Annotated in this window: 10 protein-coding genes; 7 read left to right on the top strand and 3 right to left on the bottom strand. The window is 70.6% G+C overall.

Annotated features, from left to right (window positions below; genetic code table 11):
* Positions 1-89: 89 nt before the first annotated feature.
* Positions 90-2,687 carry an alpha-glucan family phosphorylase gene (gene glgP, locus Mco01_RS16590; RefSeq protein WP_204057773.1) on the bottom strand — a complete coding sequence of 866 codons (2,598 nt, stop codon included), beginning with the start codon at positions 2,685-2,687 and terminating at the stop codon, positions 90-92.
* 432 nt (positions 2,688-3,119) lie between these two features.
* Between glgP and Mco01_RS16595 the strand changes: the two genes are divergently transcribed.
* The 6 genes from Mco01_RS16595 to sppA all read left to right on the top strand — a co-directional run bounded on the left by Mco01_RS16595 (position 3,120) and on the right by sppA (position 14,379).
* A complete protein-coding gene (locus Mco01_RS16595) occupies positions 3,120-5,165 on the top strand; it encodes an alpha-1,4-glucan--maltose-1-phosphate maltosyltransferase (RefSeq protein WP_204057774.1) in 2,046 nt (681 codons plus the stop codon).
* Between the two features lie 31 nt (positions 5,166-5,196).
* Positions 5,197-6,930 (top strand): maltose alpha-D-glucosyltransferase, encoded by a 1,734-nt coding sequence (gene treS / locus Mco01_RS16600; protein ID WP_036331253.1) that lies wholly within the window; start codon positions 5,197-5,199, stop codon positions 6,928-6,930.
* Between the two features lie 32 nt (positions 6,931-6,962).
* Complete coding sequence (locus Mco01_RS16605) at positions 6,963-8,282, top strand: maltokinase N-terminal cap-like domain-containing protein (protein ID WP_307825581.1); 1,320 nt, start codon at positions 6,963-6,965, stop codon at positions 8,280-8,282.
* Positions 8,283-8,556: 274 nt separating this feature from the next.
* Positions 8,557-10,833 (top strand): 1,4-alpha-glucan branching protein GlgB, encoded by a 2,277-nt coding sequence (gene glgB, locus Mco01_RS16610; RefSeq protein WP_239103655.1) that lies wholly within the window; start codon positions 8,557-8,559, stop codon positions 10,831-10,833.
* A gap of 154 nt (positions 10,834-10,987) precedes the next feature.
* The gene (locus tag Mco01_RS16615; protein ID WP_239103656.1) at positions 10,988-12,526 is read left to right on the top strand and encodes a glycosyl hydrolase family 18 protein; all 1,539 of its coding nucleotides are present in this window, start codon (positions 10,988-10,990) and stop codon (positions 12,524-12,526) included.
* Between the two features lie 161 nt (positions 12,527-12,687).
* Positions 12,688-14,379 carry a signal peptide peptidase SppA gene (gene sppA / locus Mco01_RS16620; RefSeq protein WP_204057776.1) on the top strand — a complete coding sequence of 564 codons (1,692 nt, stop codon included), beginning with the start codon at positions 12,688-12,690 and terminating at the stop codon, positions 14,377-14,379.
* A 4-nt stretch (positions 14,380-14,383) separates the two neighbouring features.
* Here sppA and Mco01_RS16625 read toward each other — a convergent pair whose 3' ends face one another.
* The gene (locus Mco01_RS16625; RefSeq protein WP_307825580.1) at positions 14,384-14,866 is read right to left on the bottom strand and encodes a flavin reductase family protein; all 483 of its coding nucleotides are present in this window, start codon (positions 14,864-14,866) and stop codon (positions 14,384-14,386) included.
* Between the two features lie 98 nt (positions 14,867-14,964).
* Here Mco01_RS16625 and ligD point away from each other — a divergent pair, with 98 nt between their 5' ends.
* The gene (ligD, locus tag Mco01_RS16630; RefSeq protein ID WP_204057777.1) at positions 14,965-15,918 is read left to right on the top strand and encodes a non-homologous end-joining DNA ligase; all 954 of its coding nucleotides are present in this window, start codon (positions 14,965-14,967) and stop codon (positions 15,916-15,918) included.
* Between the two features lie 102 nt (positions 15,919-16,020).
* Here the strand turns inward: ligD and Mco01_RS16635 are convergent, their stop codons facing one another.
* Positions 16,021-16,938, bottom strand: coding sequence for an ABC transporter substrate-binding protein (locus Mco01_RS16635; RefSeq protein ID WP_204057778.1), 918 nt, complete (start codon positions 16,936-16,938; stop codon positions 16,021-16,023).
* Positions 16,939-16,983 lie beyond the last annotated feature (45 nt).

The raw sequence follows: 16,983 nt of genomic DNA on the forward strand, positions 1-16,983 counted from the left end.
ACCTCCGGTACGGACCGGCGCCTCCCCCGGGCGCCGGCGTACCGATTCGTCTACCCTCTCATCCCGTCGCGGAAGCCCCCGCCCCGGGATCAGCGCAGCATGCCGTTGGTCATCCCCACCGGCTCCTCCGGCACGGCGATCAGGCCGAGCTCCGCCGGGGAGGCCATGAGCGGGTGGGACGGCACCACGCGAACCGTGTAGCCGAAGGCGCCCGTGCGGTCCAGCGGCACCACGCCGGTGTAGTGGGCCCGCCCGTCGTCGTCGGCCGAGTCGGCCTTGAGCGTGACGTGGCTCGGCGCGATCAGCTCGTCGTGCGTCCCGACCCGGCCGTACGCGGCCTGGACCTGGACGTCCTCGGGCGACAGCTCGCCGAGCGCGATCGTGGCGTGGATCTCCAGCCGGGCGCCCAGCTCGGGGGTGTCCCCGATGCCGGTGGCCTCGACGTGCTCGACCCGGACGCCTGGCCAGGCCCGGCCCACCCGCAGCTTCCACGCGGCGAACAGCTTGGCGTTGTCGAACCCGTCGCCGGCGAGGGCCCGGGCGGACGACGCGGCCGGGGCGTACAGGTCCACCACGTAGTCGCGGAGCATGCGGCCGGCCAGCACCTTCGGGCCGAGCGAGCTCAGCGTGTGCTTGACCATCTCCAGCCACCGCCGGGGCAGGCCGTCGGGCGCCCGGTCGTAGAACCGGTCGGCGACCTCCCGCTCGATGATGTCGTAGAGGGCGGAGGCCTCCAGTTCGTCGCGGCGCTCGGGGTCGACGACGCCGTCCGCGCTGGGGATGGCCCAGCCGTTGGTGCCGTCGTACCACTCGTCCCACCACCCGTCGCGGATGGACAGGTTGAGGCCGCCGTTGAGCGCCGCCTTCATGCCGGACGTGCCGCACGCCTCGAGCGGGCGCAGCGGGTTGTTCATCCACACGTCCGAGCCGGTGACCATGAGCCGGCCGAGCGCCATGTCGTAGTCGGGCAGGAAGACGATGCGGTGCCGCACGTCCTCCTGGTCGGCGAACCGGACGATCTGCTGGATCAGCTTCTTGCCGCCCTCGTCGGCCGGGTGCGCCTTACCCGCGATCACGATCTGGACGGGCTTGTCCGGGTCGAGCAGCAGGCGGCGGAGCCGGTCGGGGTCGGACAGCATGAGCGTCAGCCGCTTGTACGACGGCACCCGGCGGGCGAACCCGATCGTCAGCACGCCGGGGTCGAGGGCCTCGTCGATCCAGCCCAGCTCGGCCTCGGTGGCGCCGCGCTGCCGCCACGACCGCTTCATGCGCCTGCGGGCCTCCTCGACCAGCCCGGCGCGCAGACGGCCGCGGATGCCCCAGATGTCGGCGTCGGAGAGCTTCTGCACGCCCTCCCAGCCCTGGGTCCTGTCGATCATCCCGGGCAGCTCCCGGCCGGCCAGCTCCATGATCTCGCGACCCACCCAGGAGGGGGCGTGGACGCCGTTGGTGATCGAGCCGATCGGCACCTCGTCGACGTCGAAGCCGGGCCACAGGCCCTGGAACATCTCCCGGCTGACCTGGCCGTGCAGCTCGGAGACGCCGTTGACCCGCTGGGCCAGCCGCATGCCCATGACGGCCATGTTGAAGACGGCCTTGTCGGAGTCGGGCCCGTCGGGCTCCGCGCCCAGCTCCAGGATGCGGTCCACGTTGACGGTCGGCCAGGCGTTCGACCCGCCGAACTGCCGGGCGATCATCTCGACGGGGAACCGGTCGATGCCGGCGGGCACCGGCGTGTGGGTGGTGAAGACCGTGCCGGCCCGGACGGCCTCCAGGGCCTCCTCGAACGACAGCCGGGCCTCGGTCAGCTCCCGGATGCGCTCCAGGCCGAGGAAACCCGCGTGGCCCTCGTTGGTGTGGAAGACCTCCGGCTCGGGGTGGCCGGTGATCCGGCAGTAGGCCCGCAGGGCGCGCACGCCCCCGACGCCGAGCAGCAGCTCCTGCATGAGGCGGTGGTCGGTGCCCCCGCCGTACAGGCGGTCGGTCACGTCGCGGGCCGCCGCGTCGTTCTCGGCGACGTCGGAGTCGAGCAGCAGCAGCGGGACCCGGCCGACCTGCGCCACCCAGATCTGGGCGTGCAGCGCGCGGCCGCCGGGAAGGCCGATCTTGACGCGGGCCGGGGAGCCGTCCTCCTCCTTGAGGAGCGTGAGCGGCAGGCCGCCGGGGTCGAGCGAGGGGTAGTGCTCAAGCTGCCAGCCCTCGGCCGACAGCGACTGGGTGAAGTAGCCGTGCCGGTAGAGGAGGCCGACGCCGAGGATCGGCACGCCGAGGTCGCTGGCGGCCTTGAGGTGGTCGCCGGCGAGGATGCCGAGGCCGCCCGAGTACTGCGGGAGAGCGGCGGCGATGCCGTACTCGGGGGAGAAGTAGCCGATGGCGGCGGGAGCGCCGTCGAGCGACTGGTACCACCGGGGCGCGGTCATGTACTCGCGAAGGTCGTCGGCGGCGTCCGCCAGCCTGCGCAGAAAGCGCCGATCCTGGGCCAGCTCGCGCAGCCGGTCGGCCTCGACGGCGCCGAGCAGCGCCACGGGGTCGTGCTCAACGCGCTCCCAGACCTCGGGATCCACCTCGGCGAACAGGTCCATGGTCTCCGGGTGCCACGACCAGCGGAGGTTCTGGACCAGCTCGCCGAGCGGCGCGAGCTGGGGCGGAAGAACGGTGCGGACGGTGAACCTGCGGATAGCTCTCACGGGGCCAGACCCTAGTTACTCAGCGCCACGACGCGCGACCGGAACACTCTTTGTTCGGGGAAGGGGCACCGCCCGGCGCGGCGTGCCCCCTTGGCTTTCTGCATAGCGCTCTCACCACCTACAAACCGGCTCAAACCTCACCAAACTACACTGGTCGTGGTGATGCCGACGGCAACCCGGCGGCTCGTCACCGCAATGATCGATCTCCCCCCGGCGACGCGCCAAACACGGTGGAGCCGTCTTTCATTGGCAGGGGTAAGAGTGGACTATTAGGGCAACCCCTGTAGGAGTGACGAGCGGGCCCGGCGACGGGTCCCGTCTTGTGCTGACCTGAGCACGACCCGCAGTACCGCAGAGCCTCGTGAACACGCAAAGATCAGACTTGCCCCGGAAGCCCGGCGGCACCCGGTGCCGACCCTGATTTGAGTGACGATGATCGGACGAATTCCCATCCAGGACATCCAGCCCGTGGTCGACTGCGGGCAGCGCCCGGCCAAAGCGGCCGCGGGTGAGACCTTCGAGATCAGCGCGACGGTGTTCCGCGAAGGACACGACGCCGTGGCCGCCGGCGCCGTGCTGATCGACCCGGCCGGCACGCCGGGCCGGATGCTGCCGATGCGGGAGACCTCGCCCGGCACCGACCGCTGGACGGTGGAGGTGTCGCTGCCCTCCGAGGGCCTGTGGCACTACCGCGTCGAGGCGTGGAGCGACCCCGTCGCGACGTGGTTGCACGACGCGGGCATCAAGATCCCGCGTGGGCTCGACGCCGACCTCATGTGCGAGGAGGGCGCCCGCCTGTTCGAACGCGCGGCCAAGGGCGTGCGGGCGGCCGACTGCCGCACCTCCGACGGCACGTGCGGCCACCGGGCCGCGCTGCTCGCGGTGGCGGGGCGCCTGCGGGACGACAACGTGGACCCCAGGGCCCGATTCGCCGTGGTCCAGATGCCGGAGACCGCGGCGCTGATCGCGGCCCACCCCCTGCGGGACCTGCTCACACGGTCGGGCAGGAACCGGATCCGGGTCGACCGGCGGCGCGCGCTGTTCGGCTCCTGGTACGAGTTCTTCCCCCGGTCCGAGGGCGCCGTGATCGACCCCGAGGGCGCCGTCGCCCCCAAGTCCGGAAATTTCCGGACGGCGGCGAAGCGGCTCCCGGCGGTCGCCCAGATGGGCTTCGACGTGGTCTACCTGCCCCCGATCCACCCGATCGGGACGCAGTTCCGCAAGGGCCGCAACAACACCCTCACCCCCGACCAGTACGACCCCGGCTCCCCCTGGGCCATCGGCGCCGAGGAGGGCGGCCACGACGCCATCCACCCCGATCTCGGCACCATCGAGGACTTCGACGCGTTCGTCGCCCGGGCGCGCGAGCTCGGCCTGGAGGTCGCGCTCGACCTCGCTCTGCAGTGCTCCCCCGACCACCCCTGGGTCAAGGAGCATCCCGAGTGGTTCAACATCCGGGCCGACGGGACCATCGCGTACGCCGAGAACCCGCCCAAGAAGTACCAGGACATCTATCCGCTGAACTTCGACAAGGACCCAGAGGGCCTGTACGCCGAGGTGAAGCGGGTGGTCCGGCACTGGATGGACCACGGCGTGCGGATCTTCCGGGTGGACAACCCGCACACCAAGCCGGTGCGGTTCTGGGAGCGGCTGCTGGCCGACATCAACACAACCGACCCGGACGTGCTGTTCCTGGCCGAGGCGTTCACCCGGCCGGCCATGATGCAGACGCTGGCCAAGGTCGGGTTCCACCAGTCGTACACCTACTTCACCTGGCGCAACAGCAAGCCGGAGGTCGAGGAGTACCTGTCCGAGCTCTCCCACGAGACCTCGCACTTCCTGCGGCCCAACCTGTTCGTCAACACGCCCGACATCCTCCACGAATATCTCCAGCACGGAGGCGTCCCCGGGTTCAAGATCAGGGCCGTGCTGGCCGCCCTGATGGCCCCGACCTGGGGGGTTTACGCTGGGTACGAGCTGGCGGAGAACGTCCCGGTCCGCCCGGGCAGCGAGGAGTACCTCGATAGCGAGAAATACCAGTACAGGCCGCGTGACTGGGCGACCGCGGAGCGTGAGGGCCGCAGCCTCGCCCCCTTCATCACACAGCTCAATTTGTTGAGAAGAGCCCACCCGGCACTCCAGGAATTGCGTAACCTACGGTTTCACAACGTCGACCAGCCGGATTTGATCTGCTTCTCGAAGCGGCTGAACGGCGCCTACGACACGGCCACACGACGGCACGGCCTAGGCGATGTCGTGCTGGCCGTCGTGAATCTGGATCCGCACAACACGCGCGAGGCGACGGTCCGGCTCGACATGCCCGCCCTCGGTCTCGACTGGCAAGCCGAGTTCGTCGTGGACGACCAACTGTCGGGCGAGTCGTACCGGTGGGGGCAGAGCAACTACGTGCGCCTCGACCCATATGTCAATCCCGCACACATCTTCACGCTCCGCCACGGGTCAGCGCACCGCCCGTGAGCGCAGCCAGGCACATCCGGGGAGTCAACAGGTGAGCTCGACGCCTCAGCCCAGCCACAGCCAGCCCATCCCGAACACCTTCACGCACGAGAAGCCCCGGGATCAGTACTGGTACAAACGAGCTGTCTTCTACGAGGTGCTGATCCGCGGCTTCGCCGACTCGAACGGCGACGGCACCGGCGACATCCGCGGCCTCATCGACAAGCTCGACTACATACAGTGGCTGGGCGTCGACTGTCTCTGGCTGCTGCCGCTGTACGAGTCCCCGTTGCGCGACGGCGGCTACGACATCTCCGACTTCATGAAGATCCTCCCCGAGTTCGGCGACCTGGGGGACTTCGTCAGGCTGGTCGACGAGGCGCACAAGCGCGGCATCCGCGTGATCGCCGACCTCGTCATGAACCACACCAGCGACCAGCACCCCTGGTTCCAGGCGTCGCGCAACGACCCCGACGGCCCGTACGGCGACTTCTACGTGTGGAGCGACACCGACGAGAAGTACCCGGACGCCCGGATCATCTTCGTCGACACCGAGTCGTCCAACTGGACGTACGACTCGGTGCGCGGCCAGTACTACTGGCACCGCTTCTTCCACCACCAGCCGGACCTCAACTACGAGAACCCGGACGTGCAGGAGGCGATGCTGGAGGTCCTGCGGTTCTGGCTCGACCTCGGCATCGACGGGTTCCGGATGGACGCCATCCCATACCTGTTCGAGCAGGAGGACACCAACTGCGAGAACCTGCCGAGGACCCACGAGTACCTCAAGCGGGTGCGGGCCGAGGTGGACCGCCTCTACCCCGACCGCGTCCTGCTGGCCGAGGCCAACCAGTGGCCGGCCGACGTGGTGGAGTACTTCGGCGACCCGGTCACCGGCGGCGACGAGTGCCACATGGCGTTCCACTTCCCGCTGATGCCGCGCATCTTCATGGCCGTGCGGCGGGAGTCGCGCTACCCGATCTCGGAGATCCTGGCCCAGACGCCCAAGATCCCCGAGAACTGCCAGTGGGGCATCTTCCTGCGCAACCACGACGAGCTCACGCTCGAGATGGTCACGGACGAAGAGCGCGACTACATGTACTCCGAGTACGCCAAGGACCCGCGGATGCGGGCCAACGTCGGCATCCGCCGCCGGCTGGCGACGCTGCTCGACAACGACCGCAACCAGATCGAGCTGTTCACCGCCCTGCTGCTCAGCCTGCCCGGCTCGCCCGTGATGTACTACGGCGACGAGATCGGCATGGGCGACAACATCTGGCTCGGCGACCGCGACGGCGTCCGCACCCCGATGCAGTGGACGCCCGACCGCAACGCCGGCTTCTCCACCTGCGACCCCGGCCGCCTGTACCTCCCCGTGATCATGGACCCGATCTACGGCTACCAGGCGATCAACGTCGAGGCGCAGCAGAAGAGCGCGAGCTCGCTCCTGCACTTCACCAAGCGCATGATCGAGATCCGCAAGCGCCACCCCGTGTTCGGCCTCGGCGACTTCACCGAGCTGAACTCCTCCAACCCGAGCGTGCTGGCCTTCGTCCGCGAGCTGGGTGACGACCGCGTCCTGTGCGTCAACAACCTGTCCCGGTTCCCCCAGCCGGTGGAGCTCGACCTGCGCAGGTTCGAGGGCTCCACCCCGGTGGAGTGCATGGGCGGAGTTCCTTTCCCCCCAATCGGCGAACTTCCGTATCTTTTGACGCTTCCTGGGCATGGGTTCTACTGGTTCACCTTGCCCGTCACGCACAGGACGGCCGGCACGAAGGAGGAGTAATCACTTCACTTCACGGGCTCCTCGCCGGCTGGATCACCGGGCAGCGGTGGTTCGCCGGCAAGGGCCGCGCCATCGATGACCTGTCCGTCGACACCCAGACCGAAATCGTCGCGGGCGATCCTGGCCTGGTCCATCTGATCGTGTCCGTACGGCAGGAGGAGCGCAGGACGCGCTACCAGATCCTCGTCGGCGTTCGCGACCATCTGCCGGACCGGCTGAAACACGTCGGTATCGGCGCCTGCGAGTGGGACGGCCGCGAGCGGCACCTCTACGACGCGATGCACGACGCGTCGCTGACGTGCCACCTGCTGCACGGGATGGACGACGACCGGCGCGCGAACGGCGTCGCCTTCCACAGCGCGCCGCACGCGGCAATCGACACCTCCCAGCGCAGCCTCGTGCTGACCGCCGAGCAGTCCAACACATCGCTCGTCTACGGCGACGCGTACATCTTCAAGCTGTTCCGGCAGCTGAACCCGGGGGTCAACCCCGAGCTGGAGATCGTCAGCGCGCTCGCCGAGGCCGGGTCGACCCACGTCGCCCGGCCGTACGGGTGGATGGACACCGAACTGGACGGCGAGCCGACGACGCTGGCGATCCTGCAGGAGTACCTGCCGAACGCCAACGACGGCTGGACCATGGCGCTGACCAGCGTCCGGGACCTGTACGCCAGCCCGGGCGAGATGCCCGCCGAGGACGCCGGAGGCGACTTCGTGGCCGAGGCGTGCCGGCTGGGCGAGGCGACGGCGCAGGTCCACCGGGAGCTGGCCGAGGCGTTCCCCACCGGGACGATCGAGCCGCCGGAGATCAAGCGGATGACCGAGCGCTTCCGCCGCCGCCTGGAGAAGGCGGTGGCCGAGGTGCCGGCCCTCGCGGAGCACGCGGATGTCGCCGCCCAGGCGTTCGACCGCATGGCCGACATCGAGCACGAGATTCCGGTCCAGCGGGTCCACGGGGACTACCACCTGGGCCAGGTCATGCGGACCACGGCCGACTGGGTGGTGCTCGACTTCGAGGGAGAGCCGGGGCAGCCGCTGTCGGAGCGGCGGGCGCCCGACTCGCCGCTGCGCGACGTGGCCGGCATGCTCCGGTCGTTCGACTACGCGGCGCGGCACCTGCTCGCCGGCCATCCGGGCGCGGACGAACTGGAGGGCCGGGCGCGGGAGTGGTCGGCCCGCAACAAGTCGGCCTTCCTGGCGGGCTACTCCCAGGGCGGCGGCCGCATCCGGGGCGACGACGCCATCCTGCTGCGGGCCCTGGAGCTGAGCAAGGCCGTCTACGAGGTCGTCTACGAGGCCCGCAACCGCCCGTCCTGGCTGCCGATCCCGCTCGCCGCGTTCGGCGAGGAGTGACGGCCCGGGGACGCCCTCCACGCGGCGTCCCCGGACGTCCCCGCGCCCCGTACGCACACGGCCTCGCGCGGCGCGGCGGGCCCGGCTCCGGCACGCTCCCGCGCCGCGGCACGCGGCAGGCGCCAAACGCGCGCGGCACGCGCCGTCCGCACGCGGCACCCGGCGTGCGCGGCGAACGATCTCGTGTCGCGGGTGAGATCGCGACGTTCTCGGGCATTCTCCTTCCGACCTCAGTTTGTTGGGGTGTGGGATGGTTCTAGGGCAGGGTAAGAGCATGGATTTGGACCGGCTGGCAGGCGGCGCGCACCACGACCCCCACGCGATCCTCGGTGCCCACCCCGGCCCCGACGGCGTGACGGTACGGGCCCTGCGCCCCTTCGCGGAGAAGGTCGAGGTACTCGTCGACGGCTCCGCGCACGAGATGGCGCACGTCGCCTTCGGGGTGTTCGAGGTGACGCTCCCAGGTCTGGACAAGGTCCCCGACTATCGTCTGCGGATCACCTATCCCGAGGCCCATCCGTACGAGACCGACGACCCGTACCGGCACTGGCCGACGCTGGGCGAGCTGGACCTGCACCTGATCGCCGAGGGACGGCACGAGCGGCTGTGGGAGGCGCTCGGCGCGCGGGTGATGCGGCACGAGGACGTGGACGGCACGGCCTTCACGGTGTGGGCGCCGAACGCGCAGGGCGTGCGGGTGATCGGCGACTTCAACCACTGGAACGGCGGCGCCCACCCGATGCGCTCGCTCGGCAGGTCGGGGGTGTGGGAGCTGTTCATCCCCGACGTCGGCCCCGGCGCCCGGTACAAGTTCCAGATCCTCGGCCTCGACGGCGTGTGGCGGGAGAAGGCCGACCCGATGGCCCGCAGGACCGAGGTGCCGCCGGCGACCGCCTCCATCGTGGACCGGCCCTCGTACGAGTGGCGGGACGAGGACTGGATGGCCGGCCGTGCCGGGAGGTCGGCGCTGGCCGAGCCGATGAGCGTGTACGAGGTCCACCTGGGCTCGTGGCGGCCCGGGCTGTCGTACCGGCGGCTGGCCGAGGAACTGGTCGCGTACGTGAAGGAGATGGGCTTCACCCACGTGGAGTTCCTGCCGGTGGCCGAGCACCCCTTCGGCGGCTCGTGGGGCTACCAGGTGACCTCCTACTACGCCCCCACCGCGCGGTTCGGCTCGCCCGACGACTTCCGCCATTTCGTGGACGAGCTGCACCGGGCCGGCATCGGCGTGATCGTCGACTGGGTGCCCGCGCACTTCCCCATGGACGAGTGGGCGCTGGCCCGCTTCGACGGCACCCCGCTCTACGAGCACGGCGACCCGCGCCGCGGCACCCACCCCGACTGGGGCACCTACGTCTTCGACTTCGGCCGCAACGAGGTCCGCAACTTCCTGGTGGCCAACGCGCTCTACTGGCTGAAGGAGTTCCACGTCGACGGCCTGCGGGTGGACGCCGTGGCCTCGATGCTCTACCTCGACTACTCCCGGCGCGAGGGCGAGTGGACGCCCAACGAGTACGGCGGCAGGGAGAACCTCGACGCCATCGAGTTCCTCAAGGAGATGAACGCGGTTGTGTACCGCGAGGAGCCGGGCATCGTGACCATCGCCGAGGAGTCCACGGCGTGGCCCGGCGTGTCGCGGCCCGTCCACCTCGGCGGGCTCGGCTTCGGCTTCAAGTGGAACATGGGCTGGATGCACGACACGCTCAACTACCTGGCCCACGAGCCGGTCTTCCGGCAGTACCACCACCACCAGATGACGTTCTCCTTGATGTACGCCTTCTCGGAGAACTTCGTGCTGCCGCTCTCCCACGACGAGGTCGTGCACCTCAAGGGGTCGCTGCTCGGCAAGATGCCCGGCGACGAGTGGCAGCGCTTCGCCAACCTGCGCGCGCTGTACGCGTTCATGTGGGCGCACCCCGGCAAGCAGCTGCTGTTCATGGGCGGCGAGTTCGGCCAGGGGGCCGAGTGGTCCGAGGCGAACGGCCTCGACTGGTGGGTGCTGGACTTCGACTACCACCAGGGCGTCCAGCGGCTGGTCAAGGACCTGAACCGGATCTACCGGGACACCCCCGCCCTCCACTCCCAGGACTACACGGCGGACGGCTTCCGCTGGATCGACGCCGACGACGCCCCGGGGAACGTGTTCTCCTTCCTGCGGTACGGCACGGACGGCTCGGTGATCGCCTGCGTGGCCAACTTCTCCGGCGGCCCCCACGACGACTACCACCTGGGCCTGCCCGTCGGCGGCCGCTGGGAGGAGGTCCTCAACACCGACGCGTACGAGTACTCGGGCAGCGGCGTCGGCAACATGGGCGGCGTGGACGCGGTCGACGTCCCCCGGCACGGCCTGCCGTACTCGGTGCGCCTGCGGGTGCCGCCGCTGGGCGCGGTGTGGCTGCGGTCGCGGGTCGAGCCGGCCGTGGAGCTGCGCGAGGAGCCCACGAGCGAGCTCGTGGAGGAGCTGGTCGAGGAGATCGCGCGGGAGACCGTCGTGCCCGCGGAGGAGCCGGGACGCCCGAAGGAGGAGGGGGGCGTGGCCGAGCCGGCCTGACCCGGGCGGGCTCCTTAGGGGAGGCTTAAGCGGGGGTTAACCGCGTCCGGATCCGTTGACCGGCGGGTGAAGCGCTCCGTAGGCTCCGACTACTGATAGGAAACTTTCCTATGAGTAGTGCCAGGTCTCCCCTCCCCCCAACCTGGAGCCATCCTTGCGAAGAATCCTGCTCGGGTCCCTCCTCGCCGGCGCCGCGCTGCTGGCGCCGCTCGCCCTCGGAACCGCCGGCGCCGGCGCCTCCGTCACCGCTCCGCGCGGCGGGCTGGTCGCCATGGCCTACGCGGCGTGGGCCCCGAACACGTCCTACGCCGTCGGCGCCCGGGTCACGTACTCGGGCAAGGACTACGAGGCGATCCAGGCGCACACGTCCCTCGTCGGCTGGGAGCCGCCGAACGTGCCGGCCCTGTGGAAGCCCCTCTCGGGCACCTCCACGCCGACGCCCACGCCGACGGTCAGCCCCACCAGGACGCCCACGCCCACGCCGACCCCGACCGTGAGCCCCACCAGGACGCCCACGCCGACCCCGACGCCGACCCCGACGCCGACCCCGACCGTCACCCCGACGGGGCCGGGCGGCGGCAAGAAGGTCGTCGGCTACTTTACGAACTGGGGCGTCTACGGCCGGCAGTACTTCGTCAAGAACCTGGTGACCAGCGGCTCGGCCGCCAAGCTCACGCACCTCGTCTACGCCTTCGGCAACGTGACCAACGGCCGGTGCGTGCTGTCGGACACCTACGCCGACTACGACATGGCGTACACGACCGCCAACAGCGTGGACGGCAAGGCCGACACCTGGGACGCCGGCGTGCTGCGCGGCAACTTCGGCCAGCTCCGCAAGCTCAAGGCGCTCTACCCGAAGATCAAGGTGCTGTTCTCCTTCGGCGGCTGGACCTACTCCGGCGGCTTCACGCAGGCCGCGGCCAACCCCACGGCGTTCGCCGACTCCTGCTACAACGTGGTCGAGGACCCGCGGTGGGCCGACGTGTTCGACGGCATCGACATCGACTGGGAGTACCCGAACTCCTGCGGCCTCAGCTGCGACAGCAGCGGCACCGCGGCGTACGGCAACCTGATGAGGGCGCTGCGCGCCAGATTCGGGCAGAACTACCTGATCACCTCGGCCATCACCGCGGACGGCACCGGCGGCGGCAAGATCGACGTGGGCGGCTACGACTCGGCCGCGCAGTACGTCGACTGGTACGACGTGATGACCTACGACTACTTCGGCGCCTGGGCGGCCACCGGCCCGACGGCGCCGCACTCACCGCTCACCTCCTACAGCGGCATCCCGACCGCCGGGTTCTATTCGGACGCGGCGATCCAGAAGCTGAAGAGCAAGGGCGTGCCGGCGAGCAAGCTGCTGCTCGGCATCGGCTTCTACGGCCGTGGCTGGACCGGCGTCACCCAGGCCGCCCCCGGCGGCTCGGCGACGGGCGCGGCCCCCGGCACCTACGAGGCCGGAATCGAGGACTACAAGGTCCTGAAGAACAGCTGCCCCGCGACCGGGACCGTCGCCGGTACGGCGTACGCCAAGTGCGGCGGCAACTGGTGGAGCTACGACACCCCCGTCACGATCGCGGGCAAGATGACCTACGCGAAGAACCAGGGCCTCGGCGGCGCCTTCTTCTGGGAGGCGAGCGGCGACACCGCGAACGGTGAGCTGATCACCGCCATGTCCACCGGTCTCAACTAGATCGTCGCGCCCTCGATCGGCACCCCCCACCCGCCCCCCGCGCGCCTCGGCACGCGGGGGCCGGCCCCGTTCGCCGCCGCCTGTGTGGCGGCCGTGACTTCGGGGAGACGCGTTGCCCGAGGGAGGTAGCAGGGAAGAAACCTTCGCTTATGGTGGCATTTATGGACGCGACGAGGACGATCCTGGAGACCGTCGACAAGCTGCGGCAGCGCCGTACCGCACCGCTCGTGCTCGAACTCGACCTCACCGAGGGACTGTCAGAGGGACCGCCCGCCGACCCGGTCGGCGCGTTGCTGTCCATGCGCAAGGCCCGGCTCGCGGACGTGCTGTCCGGGCTCAAGCGGGCCAGGAAGGACCCCCGGGTCACCGCCCTCATCGTGAAGATCGGCGGCAACCCCCTCGGCCTCGGCATGGTCCAGGAGCTCCGCACGGCCGTGCTGAAGCTCCGGGCCGCCGGAAAGCGGACGGTCGCGTTCGCCGAGACGTTCGGCGAGTTCGGCGCGGGGACCGTCCCCTACTACCTGGCGAGCGCGTTCGAGCGGGTCTACCTCCAGCCGTCGGGCGACGTGGGGCTCACCGGCATCGCGCTGGAGCAGCGGTTCCTGCGCGACGCGCTGGCGAAGGCCGGCGTGGAGTACCAGCTCGGCCAGCGGCACGAGTACAAGACCGCGGCCAACACCTTCACGCAGAACCACATGACCGAGCCGCACCGGGAGTCGGCGGGGCGCATCGCCGAGTCGGTGACCGAGCAGATCACGGCCGGCATCACCGAGGCCCGCTCGCTCGACCCGGCCCGGGTGCGGGAGCTGATCGACCAGGGCCCGTTCATCGGCGTCGAGGCCGTCGAGGCCGGACTGGTGGACGCCCTCAAGTACCGCGACGAGGTCTACGAGGAGACGGTCGGCGAGGACGCCCACCTCCTGTACGTGTCCCGGTACGCCAAGACCGCCCTGGCCAAGCGGCTGCCGCACCCCGGCGGCGACGTGGTCGCCCTGGTCCACGGCACGGGCATGATCCGGCTGGGCCGCAGCGGCCGCTCCCCGCTCGGCGGCGGGGGCGCGATGGGCTCCGACACGATCAGCGCGGCCCTGCGCTCGGCCCGCCGCGACGAGAAGGTCCGGGCCATCGTGTTCCGGGTGGACAGCCCCGGAGGGTCGTACGTCGCCTCGGACGCCATCTGGCGCGAGGTCGTGCTGGCCCGGAGGGCCGGCAAGCCGGTCGTGGTCTCGATGGGCGACCTGGCCGCCTCCGGCGGGTACTTCGTGTCGATGGCCGCGGACCTGATCGTGGCCCAGCCCGGGACGCTGACCGGCTCGATCGGCGTCTTCGGCGGCAAGCCTGTCGTCGGCGAGCTGCTCGGCAAGCTCGGCGTGGTCACCGAGGCGGTGACCGAGGGGGCGAACGCCGGCATGTTCTCCACGAGCCGGGAGTTCTCCGACGCCCAGTGGGCGCGGGTCAACGCGTGGCTGGACCGGATCTACGACGACTTCGTGGGCAAGGTGGCCGAGGGCCGCGGCATCAGCCGGGATCGGGCCCACGAGCTGGCCAGGGGCCGGGTCTGGACCGGCGCCGACGCCTCGGGGAACGGCCTGGTAGACGAGCTCGGCGGCCTGGAGGACGCGCTGGCCCTGGCCCGCAAGAAGGCCGGCCTGGCCGTCGACGCGCCGGTGCGGACCTACCCGCGCCTGCACCCGCTGGAGCGGCTGCGGCCGGCGGAGTCGAGCGAGGACCGGTCGGCCGCCCTCGCCCGGGTGCGCCTGGAGGCGTGGGGCCCGCTCGCGCGCCTGGCCGGCGAGCTGAACCTGCCCTCGTACGGCCCGCTCGTGCTGCCCGGCTGGTGGACCATCCGCTGACGGGTCACGTCACCGGGCGGTAGCGGGATCGGAGGCGGATGAGGGGGGCGCGGGTCCCGTCGACGTAGTCCACGGACAGGACCGCGCCGACGAACAGCGTGTGGTCCCCGGCCGGGACGACGCGGACCGTCTCCACCTCGACGGCGGCGACTCCCCCGTCCACCACGAGCGCCTCCGTGCGCTCCCCGCGGTGGTGGGGGACGCCCGCCAGCAGCAGCCGCGCGCTCGGCCTGCCGGGCGTCGCGAACCGGGACGCGACCGCCTGCTGACCGTCGGCGAGGAGCGTGGCCGCCCACAGGTCGCGGCGCAGCAGCACCTCGGCGAGGTAGCCCGCGGAGGCGAGGCTGACCAGGACGAGGGGCGGGTCGAGCGACACCGACATCAGCGTCGCGACCGTCGTCCCGAGGTCGTCGCGGTCGTCCCTGACCGTCACCACCCCCACGCCGGCGGCCAGCTGCGCCATCGCCTCGGTGAACGAACCCCCCACGGTCAGGCCTCCTTCGTCTCCCGCGGTTCATCATGCCGTCCGGCGCGGAGGCCGGGTACGGAGGGTTGGCCGGGTCCAGGCCGGGGCATGGTGATCGGATGACCACGGATGAGGCGCGCGACGGGGTGTCGCTCACGAACCTCGACCAGCCGCTGTTCGACGCCTCGGACGCGACCAAACGCGACCTGGTGGACTACCTCGACGCCGTCCGTGACCGCGTCATCCCGGTCCTGCGGGACCGTCCCCTCTCGGTGATCCGGGTCCGCCAGGGCCAGGAGCCGTTCATGCAGAAGAACGTGCCCAAGTACGCCCCGGAGTGGGTGCGGACCGTCGCCATGTGGGCGGAGAGCTCGCGCCGGGAGGTCACCTACGCCCTGTGCGACGACCGCCGGACGCTACTGTGGTTCGCCAACCAGAGGGCCGTGGAGTACCACCCGGCGCTGTTCCGGTCGGACGAGTGGGGACGGCCCACGCATCTCGTGCTCGACCTCGACCCTCCCGAGGGGGACGCGTTCCCCCTCGCCGTACGGGCCGCCCTGCTGGTGCGCCAGGCGCTGGCCGACGCGGGACTGGCGGGCGCGGTGAAGACCAGCGGCGCCAAGGGCGTGCACGTGTTCGTGCCGATCGGCCCCGGAGTCCCGGTGGAGGACGTGGCCGCGGCCACCCGGGCGCTCGCCGCGCGGGCCGAGCGTCTCGACCCGGCGCTCGCCACGACGGCGTTCATCCGGGAGGACCGGGGCGGGAAGGTGTTCCTCGACTCGACGCGGGCCGGCGGGGCGACGGTCGTGGCGGCCTACAGCCCGCGAGTTCGGCCGGGGGCGCCGGTGTCGTTCCCGGTGGCCTGGGAGGACCTCGACCGCGTCACGCCGAAGGACTTCACGATCCGGACCGTCCCCGGCCTGCTGGGCGGCGGGGACCCCTGGGCCGAGCACATGCCCGGACCCCAGGCGCTGCCCGCCGACCTGATCGCCGAGGGCCACACGATCCCGGTGGCCCGGGTGCAGGCCATGCACGAGGGCAAGCGCCGCGCCCGCGCCCGCCGCGGCGCCTGACGAGCCCGGGCGGACACCGGCGGTCGGCGCCGTCCGGGAAGCCGTCCAGGAAGCGGGGAGGGCCGGCTTCCCGTCGGGAGAGCCGGCCCTCGATCACCTCGGTTACCCGAGGCCGTTCTGGGTCAGCCAGTCCTTGGCCACCGCCGGCGGGTCGTCCTTGTCGACCGCGACCCGCTTCATCAGCGACACCAGAGTGGTGGTGTCGAGCTTCGCGGAGATCGCGTTCAGGGTGGACACGACGGCGTCGTTCACGCCGGCCTTGTAGACGAGGGGCGTGACGTTCTCCGAGCCGAAGGCGTTCTTGTTGTCCTGCAGCGGCACCAGGTCGTTGAGGACGATCTTCGGGTCGGTCGTGAACACGTTGCCCACCTGGACCGTGCCGCTCTTGATGGCGTCGGCGGTCGTGTCACCGGTCGGCTTCCACTGCTTGAACTCCAGGCCGTACACCGTCTTGAAGTTCTGCTCCTGGCGCTGCTTGAACTCCGGCGGCCCGCCCACGACGAAGTCCTTGGACACCTTGGCCAGGTCTTCGATCGTGGTCAGCTTGTACTTCGTGGCGGTCTCCTTGGTGACCGTCAGCGAGTTGTTGTCCTGCGCCTCGGCGGGCTCCAGGACCTCAAGCCCGGAGGGCAGCTTCTCCTTGAGCGACGCGACGATCTCGTCCTTGGTCTTCGCCGTGGTGTTCTTGTCGACGAAGGCGAGAAGGGAGCCGATGTACTCCGGCAGGATCGTGAGGCCCCCGCTCTTGACCTGGTCGAAGACGACCTCGCGGCTGCCGATGTTGGGCTTCTCCTCGACCGTGACGCCCTTGGCCTTGAGGGCCTGCGCGTAGATCGAGGCCAGCAGGACGCTTTCGGGGAAGTTGAACGAGCCGACGACGACCGTGGAGGAGCCGGCGGCGCCGCCCGATGAGGCGGGCGCGGCGGGGGTGGCGGAGGTCAGCGGGTCGGAGCCCCCGCACGCAGATAGCGAAAGCGCCGCGGTCAGGACGACCGCCGCGACGCCGAGTATGCGTCTCATCGTGCAATCCCTTCATTTTTGGGAGATAAATAGGAGATTAGCGGA

The sequence above is a fragment of the Microbispora corallina genome (genome assembly GCF_016863035.1).
Classification (GTDB): Bacteria; Actinomycetota; Actinomycetes; order Streptosporangiales; family Streptosporangiaceae; genus Microbispora; species Microbispora corallina.